We start from the raw sequence: 6,554 nt of genomic DNA, 5'->3' as shown, positions 1-6,554 counted from the left end.
GCACGCCATCCGGCGCTGCAGCACTACTACCGGGCTGGCGTACCGGACGCGGCGACGCCGATCGGCGAGGTGCCGCTGCTGGCAATGGATTTTGAAACCACCGGGCTGAATACCCGGCGCGACGATATTGTCAGTATTGGCCTTATCCCTTTCAGCCTGACGCGTATCCGGCTGAGTGAAAGCGCATACTGGATCCTCAACCCGCGGGCCGACTTGCGCCATGAATCGGTGGTGATCCACGGCATCACCCACGCGACGGTCGCGCAGGCGCCCGACCTGAGCGAGCGGCTGTTGAAGCTGCTGACGATGATGGCGGGTCGCGTCATGGTGGTGCACCATCGCGGCATTGAGCAGCATTTTCTGAACGCGGCGCTGCAGCGGCGCATCGGAGAGGGCATTATTTTCCCCTGTATCGACACGCTGGCGCTGGAGGGGCTGCTCTGTCAGCACGCCCCGGTCAGCCGGCTGAAGAGACTCTGGCGCGGCAGGTCGCGTCCCTCGCTCTGCCTGCCGGAGAGCCGGGCGCGCTATCATCTGCCGCACTATCCGGCCCATAATGCGCTGACGGACGCGCTGGGCTGTGCCGAGCTGCTGCAGGCGCAGTGTGCCCACCATTTCCCGCCGCAGACGCCTTTGCGTGAGTTATGGTGCTGAGCCAGCCGCTTTTGCCACCATACGCCGGTAGTTATGCAGCCACTTGCCGCTATTGAGCCGCCACCAGAAGCAGAGACCGCGCACCGTCCAGTCCAGGAACATGCCAAGCCACACGCCGATCACCCCCATGCCCAGTTCGATGCCCAGCAGGTAGCCTGCCACCACGCGAGCGCCCCACATGCTGAACATTGATACAAACATGGTATAGCGCGCATCGCGGGCGCCTTTCAGTCCGGCAGGCAGCACCCAGGAGGCGGTCCAGATCGGCATAAACGCGGCGTTGAGCCAGATCAGATGTTTCGTGACTTCAATCACTTCCGGGTCGCGGGTATAGAAGCGCGCCAGCGTACCCGCCAGCGGCACGGTGATCAGCGCCAGCGTACAAAGCCCGATCATCGCCAGCCAGAACACATGCCTGATCTGCCGCTCCGCCTGCATCACCTGATTCCGTCCCAGACGCTTGCCGGTAATAATGGTAGAGGCCGAACCCAGCGCGTTGCCCGGCAGGTTAATCAGCGTGGCGATAGAAAAGGCGATAAAGTTGCCAGCGATTTCATTGGTGCCCATACCGGCGACAAAGATCTGCGTCAGCAGCTTACCGCCGTTAAACAGCACGGACTCAATACTCGCCGGCACCCCGATGCCCAGCACCTCCATCAGAATGGCGCGATCCCAGCGGCGGAAGTAGCTGCTGAGCGTAAGCTTCAGCGCCGGGCTGATACCGCGCCAGAGCGCATAGAGCACCGCCAGCGCCCCGATATAGCGCGAAATCGTCAGCCCGAGGCCCGCCCCGACGAAGCCCATCCCTTCCCAGCCCAGCGCGCCATAAATCAGCACGCTGCTGATCATGATGTTCAGGATATTCATGCCGCCGTTGATCAGCATCGGGATTTTGGTGTTGCCCGCCCCGCGCAGGGCGCCGCTGCCGATCAGCGCAATCGCCGCCGCCGGGTAGCTCCAGGCGGAGGTCTGCAGATAGCTCAGCGCCAGCTGTTTGACCTGCGGATCGGCGCTGCCGGCGATGACGTCGATAATCAGGTGTCCCCAGAACTCAATCGCCAGCGCCAGCACCAGCGCCAGCACGGTCATCAGCCCCAGCGACTGCCGGGTGGCGGCGCGGGCGCGTTTACCGTTACGGCGCGCCAGGCTAAATGCCACCACCACCGTGGTGCCGAGATCGATAGCGGCAAAAAAGGAGATGATCACCATGTTGAAGCTGTCTGCCAGCCCGACACCCGCCATCGCCTCTTTGCCCAGCCAGCTGACCAGAAACGTGCTTAGCACGCCCATCAGCATTACGCAGAGGTTTTCAATAAAGATAGGGATCGCCAGCGGCGCGATCTCACGCCACAACAGCGTGCGGTACATCCGGCGCCGCGGATACCACGCCGTATTACGCACCGCCCGCATTACTGCCACACCGGGATTTTGCAAGAGAGTACCAAATCACTTTGGATAAGAGAGGAGAGGTAATGATGATAGGCGCCCGGCGATTATGCAAAGTCTTTGCAGCGGCCATTTAATCATTATTACAAACTTTTTATTTCTGCCCGCTTTGCGCAGCCACGTTAATTTCTGTACGCAATAATTACGCTGGCATAGCGTCACAGATTCTTAATTATATCAGCCGGTTTATCCGCTATGCTCTGCTCAACCTGATCCATTTTCCTGAAGGAGAATCTATGCAAACACAACGGAACGGATTGACTGCCCATCAGGCACTGGATGAACTGGAGCGCTGCTACGATGCGGCGGTTGAGGCGCTGCGCAACGCTATCCGCGACTTCACTGAACAGGGTACGCTGCCCGACGCAGAGCAGCGGCAGCAGGGGCTGTTTGTCTATCCGGAGCTGCGCCTGACCTGGCAGGGAGAGGGTCCGCAGCAGAACCGCACCCGTGCCTGGGGCCGCTTTACCCATACCGGCCGCTACAGCACGACGATTACCCGCCCTGCGCTGCTGCGCCACTATCTCAGCGAGCAGCTGCAGATGATTGAGAAAGAGTATGACGTGCTGATTGAAGTGGGGCCGTCGCAGCAGGAGATCCCCTACCCTTACGTGATTGACGGTTCGGATCTGTCGCTGGATCGCTCGATGAGCGCCAGTATTGCCCGCCATTTCCCGACCACCGAGCTGTCGCAGATTGGCGATGAGACCGCAGATGGCCTGTTCAACGCCGATGCCCGCTTTCCGCTCTCCCATTTTGACGCACTGCGTACCGACTTCTCGCTGGCGCGCCTGCGGCACTACACCGGCACGGCAGTGGAACACTTCCAGCCTTTCGTGCTGTTTACCAACTACACCCGGTACGTCGATGAGTTTGTGCGCTGGGCGATAGAACAGGTGCAGGATCCCGCCACGCCGTATGACAGCCTCGCCTGCGCCGGTGATGTGGTGATCACGGCGGAAACGGCCGATCCCGCGGCGATGATGTCCGATCTGGCATGGAAAAAGCATCAGATGCCCGCCTGGCATCTTACCTCGCCTAACCGGCGCGGAATTACGCTGGTTAATATTGGTGTAGGCCCCTCCAATGCCAAAACGATCTGCGATCACCTGGCGGTGACGCGTCCGCACGCCTGGCTGATGATTGGCCACTGCGGTGGCCTGCGCGAAAGTCAGAACATTGGCGACTATGTGCTGGCGCACGCCTACCTGCGTGATGACCATGTGCTCGACAGCGTGCTGCCGCCGGATATTCCGGTACCCAGCATCGCCGAAGTGCAGCGTGCGCTCTATGACGCAACCAAGTCAGTGAGCGGTATGCCGGGTGAAGAGGTTAAACAGCGGTTGCGTACCGGTACGGTGGTGACCACGGACGATCGTAACTGGGAGCTGCGCTACGCCGCTTCCGCGCTGCGTTTTAACCTGAGCCGCGCCGTGGCGGTGGATATGGAAAGCGCGACCATCGCGGCGCAGGGCTACCGTTTCCGCGTGCCTTACGGCACGCTGCTGTGCGTATCAGATAAACCGCTGCACGGTGAGATCAAGCTGCCGGGTCAGGCGAATCGCTTTTATGAAGGGGCCATCTCTGAGCATCTGCAGATTGGCATCTGTGCGGTAGAGCTGCTGCGCGCCGAGGGCGATAAGCTGCACTCCCGCAAGCTGCGCACCTTTAATGAGCCGCCGTTCCGCTAACGCACCGGCCAGCCATTATCAGCAGGGAAGCCCGTCCGGGCTTCCCTTTTTTCATCAGGCGCTGAGCCAGCCCAGCTTGATGACAAACAGCAGCGAGAGGATCACCAGTGCGCTATTCACTTCACGGGCGCGGCCGCTCAGCAGCTTAACAACGGTCCAGGTAATGAAACCAAAGGCGATGCCGTTCGCAATTGAGTAGGTCAGCGGCATGGTCAGCGCCGTTACCGTTACCGGTGCCGCCGTCGTCACATCTTTCCAGTCGATTTCCGCCAGGCCCGATGCCATCAGCACGGCGACGAACAGCAGCGCCGGGGCGGTGGCCCAGACCGGTACGCTACCCGCCAGCGGCGAGAAGAACAGGCTCAGCAGAAACAGCGCGGCCACCACAATGGCCGTCAGGCCGGTGCGTCCGCCGGCGCTGACGCCAGCCGCAGATTCCACATAGCTGGTGGTGGTTGAGGTACCGAGCAGTGAGCCAAACAGCGCAGCCGCGCTGTCAGCAATCAGTGCACGTCCCATTTTTGGCACGTTGCCCTGCTCATCCGCCAGACCTGCGCGCTTAGTTACGCCCAGCAGGGTGCCGGTATTATCAAACACATCAACAAACAGAAAGGCAAAAATTACGCTTACCAGCCCCACATTAAAGGCGCCGGCAATATCGAGCTGCATAAAGGTAGGCGCGATTGAAGGCGGCGCGGAGAAGACGCCGCCAAACGGCGTCAGGCCGATGCCCATAGAGATAAAGGTCACCACCAGTATGCCAATCAGCACCGCGCCGGTCACGCGGCGCGCTTCCAGTACCACGATGATAAAAAAGCCGAGCAGCGCCAGCAGCGGCCCTGGTTTGGTCAGATCGCCCAGCCCGACCAGCGTCGCCGGGTTATCCACCACAATGCCGGCCCCTTCCAGCGCAATCAGCGCCAGGAACAGGCCGATACCGGCGGCGATGCCGGCGCGCAGCGGCAGGGGGATGCTGGCAATAATCCACTCGCGGATTTTAAAAATCGAGAGCGCAAAGAAGATCACCGCCGACAGAAACACCGCGCCCAGCGCAATCTGCCAGGTGTAGCCCATATGCAGCACCACGGTGTAGGTAAAGAACGCGTTCAGCCCCATGCCGGGTGCCAGCGCAATCGGATAGTTAGCAATCAGTCCCATCAGAATTGAGCCGATCGCCGCCGCCAGGCAGGTCGCCACAAACACCGCCCCTTTATCCATGCCGGTCGCGCCCAGAATAGAGGGGTTAACAAACAGGATATAGGCCATGGCGAGGAAAGTGGTGATCCCCGCCACGATCTCCGTGCGCACGGTGGTGTTGTGCGCTTTAAGCTTAAACAGTTTCTCTAACATCATTTTCTCTCATGAGCGGAGACGCAGCGGCTGCGCGTTCTCACTGGCCAAAGTGGTTAACAGCTGATCGTTGTTGCTGAAAGCGAGCCTGCCGGACGTGAGGTGTCCCCTCCGCTTTCCCCTGTCCTGATAGCAATTGCTGTGCCATCTCCTGCGCAATCGTTTACGTTTTCCGTTGCGCATCCGGTTAAGAAAAGTCTGAACCAGAAAGAGGCGCGATTATGGTGCATTGCCCCGCTGCTGCGCAATCGTTTTCCTTGCTGCCCTATAAAGCGCGATAATTTTGCGGTGCCGCACGCTTTCGCGTTCTGCCTGGCGATATCGCTCACGTTTCTGCTGCACGATTCAGCAGGCTAAAAACAGCAGGTTATAGTGCCTTTACTCTCTGCATGATAACGAGGCCGCGCCATGAAGCCCGCGATACTGATCGTTGACGATGATCGTGCCATCTGCGAACTGCTGCACGATGTCTTAAGTGAGCACGTTTCCGCCGTGTATCGCTGCCACCTCGGGCGCGATGTTCAGGCGCTGCTGACGCAGCATCCGGATATTTCGCTGGTGATGCTCGATATGATGCTGCCGGATACGAACGGGCTGCTGGTTCTGCAGCAGATCCAGCGTGAGCGGCCGGATGTGCTGGTGATCATGCTGACCGGAATGGGATCGGAAGCGGAGATGGTGGTGGGCCTGGAAATGGGTGCCGATGACTATATCGCTAAACCCTTTAATCCGCGCGTGGTCGTGGCGCGGGCGCGCGCCGCACTGCGCCGCAGCGGCAGGCAGGATGAACCAGACGCTGTTATCCCTGCGGGCTGGCAGTTCAACGGCTGGCAGCTGGATGAGGTGCGCTGCCAGCTGCTGAATCCGCAGCGTGAAAGCGTGCCGCTGACGCAGGGGGAATATACGCTGCTGCGCGCGCTGGTCGCACACGCCCGCAAAGTGTTAACCCGCGACCAGCTGCTGGAGCTGACGCACAGCGAAACGCTGGATGTCTTTGACCGTACTATCGACGTGCTGATCATGCGGCTGCGGCGCAAAATCGAAGCTAACCCGCATCAGCCAAACCTTATCCGCACCATTCGCGGCCTCGGCTATGTGTTTTCAGCTGACGTGGTGCGTCCGGCAGCGCGCGTATCGCAGATCGCCTGATCCATCCAGCGCTGCATCTCCGGCAGCGGCCGGATCCCATCCAGCGCGTTCGCCGCGCGCAGGTTAAAGCAGGCGCAGGTGTGCGCCAGCTGCAGCGTGTCTGACAGCGTAAAGCCCTCGTGGCTGGCGTACAGCACGCCGGCGCAGAAAGCGTCACCCGCTCCCACGCTGCCGACAATGTCGCTGGCATTCAGCCGCCACGCCGGCTGCCAGCACGCCTCACCGCCCCTTTCTGTCCCCCCACGCCCCCTTCCGGCGCGTGGA

6 protein-coding genes are annotated in these 6,554 nt (G+C 60.6%); 3 read left to right on the top strand and 3 right to left on the bottom strand.

The window, feature by feature from the left end:
• Nucleotides 1-654 (top strand): 3'-5' exonuclease (locus HA43_RS18135; protein ID WP_094112298.1); only part of this gene is annotated, 654 nt, incomplete at its 5' end.
• Here the strand turns inward: HA43_RS18135 and HA43_RS18130 are convergent.
• Nucleotides 643-2,064: an EmmdR/YeeO family multidrug/toxin efflux MATE transporter gene (locus HA43_RS18130; RefSeq protein ID WP_039385236.1), complete on the bottom strand. Its 1,422-nt coding sequence runs from the start codon at nucleotides 2,062-2,064 to the stop codon at nucleotides 643-645. The genes HA43_RS18135 and HA43_RS18130 overlap by 12 nt on opposite strands.
• 272 nt (nucleotides 2,065-2,336) lie before the next feature.
• Here HA43_RS18130 and HA43_RS18125 point away from each other — a divergent pair, with 272 nt between their 5' ends.
• Entirely contained in the window at nucleotides 2,337-3,791 is a 1,455-nt protein-coding gene (locus HA43_RS18125; protein WP_065648978.1) for an AMP nucleosidase, read from the top strand.
• Between the two features lie 54 nt (nucleotides 3,792-3,845).
• Here HA43_RS18125 and HA43_RS18120 read toward each other — a convergent pair whose 3' ends face one another.
• On the bottom strand, nucleotides 3,846-5,144 hold the full coding sequence (locus HA43_RS18120) for an NCS2 family permease (protein WP_217647492.1): 1,299 nt from the start codon (nucleotides 5,142-5,144) through the stop codon (nucleotides 3,846-3,848).
• A gap of 405 nt (nucleotides 5,145-5,549) precedes the next feature.
• Between HA43_RS18120 and HA43_RS18115 the strand changes: the two genes are divergently transcribed.
• Nucleotides 5,550-6,290, top strand: coding sequence for a winged helix-turn-helix domain-containing protein (locus HA43_RS18115; RefSeq protein WP_039385241.1), 741 nt, complete (start codon nucleotides 5,550-5,552; stop codon nucleotides 6,288-6,290).
• Here HA43_RS18115 and HA43_RS18110 read toward each other — a convergent pair.
• Nucleotides 6,233-6,554: PfkB family carbohydrate kinase (locus HA43_RS18110; RefSeq protein WP_139803631.1), on the bottom strand; the 322-nt coding region annotated here is incomplete at its 5' end. The genes HA43_RS18115 and HA43_RS18110 overlap by 58 nt on opposite strands.

It is taken from the genome of Pantoea eucrina, assembly GCF_002095385.1.
Taxonomy (GTDB): Bacteria; Pseudomonadota; Gammaproteobacteria; order Enterobacterales; family Enterobacteriaceae; genus Pantoea; species Pantoea eucrina.
Note: the sequence above shows the minus strand (reverse complement) of the source record. Positions and strands in the feature narration are given on the sequence as shown.

Excerpts from the sequence above, each read along its gene's own strand:
- HA43_RS18120 (WP_217647492.1), bottom strand. The coding sequence starts at position 5,144 with ATGATGTTAGAGAAACTGTTTAAGCTTAAAGCGCACAACACCACCGTG.
- HA43_RS18125 (WP_065648978.1), top strand. The coding sequence starts at position 2,337 with ATGCAAACACAACGGAACGGATTGACTGCCCATCAGGCACTGGATGAA.
- HA43_RS18115 (WP_039385241.1), top strand. The coding sequence starts at position 5,550 with ATGAAGCCCGCGATACTGATCGTTGACGATGATCGTGCCATCTGCGAA.
- HA43_RS18130 (WP_039385236.1), bottom strand. The coding sequence starts at position 2,064 with ATGCGGGCGGTGCGTAATACGGCGTGGTATCCGCGGCGCCGGATGTAC.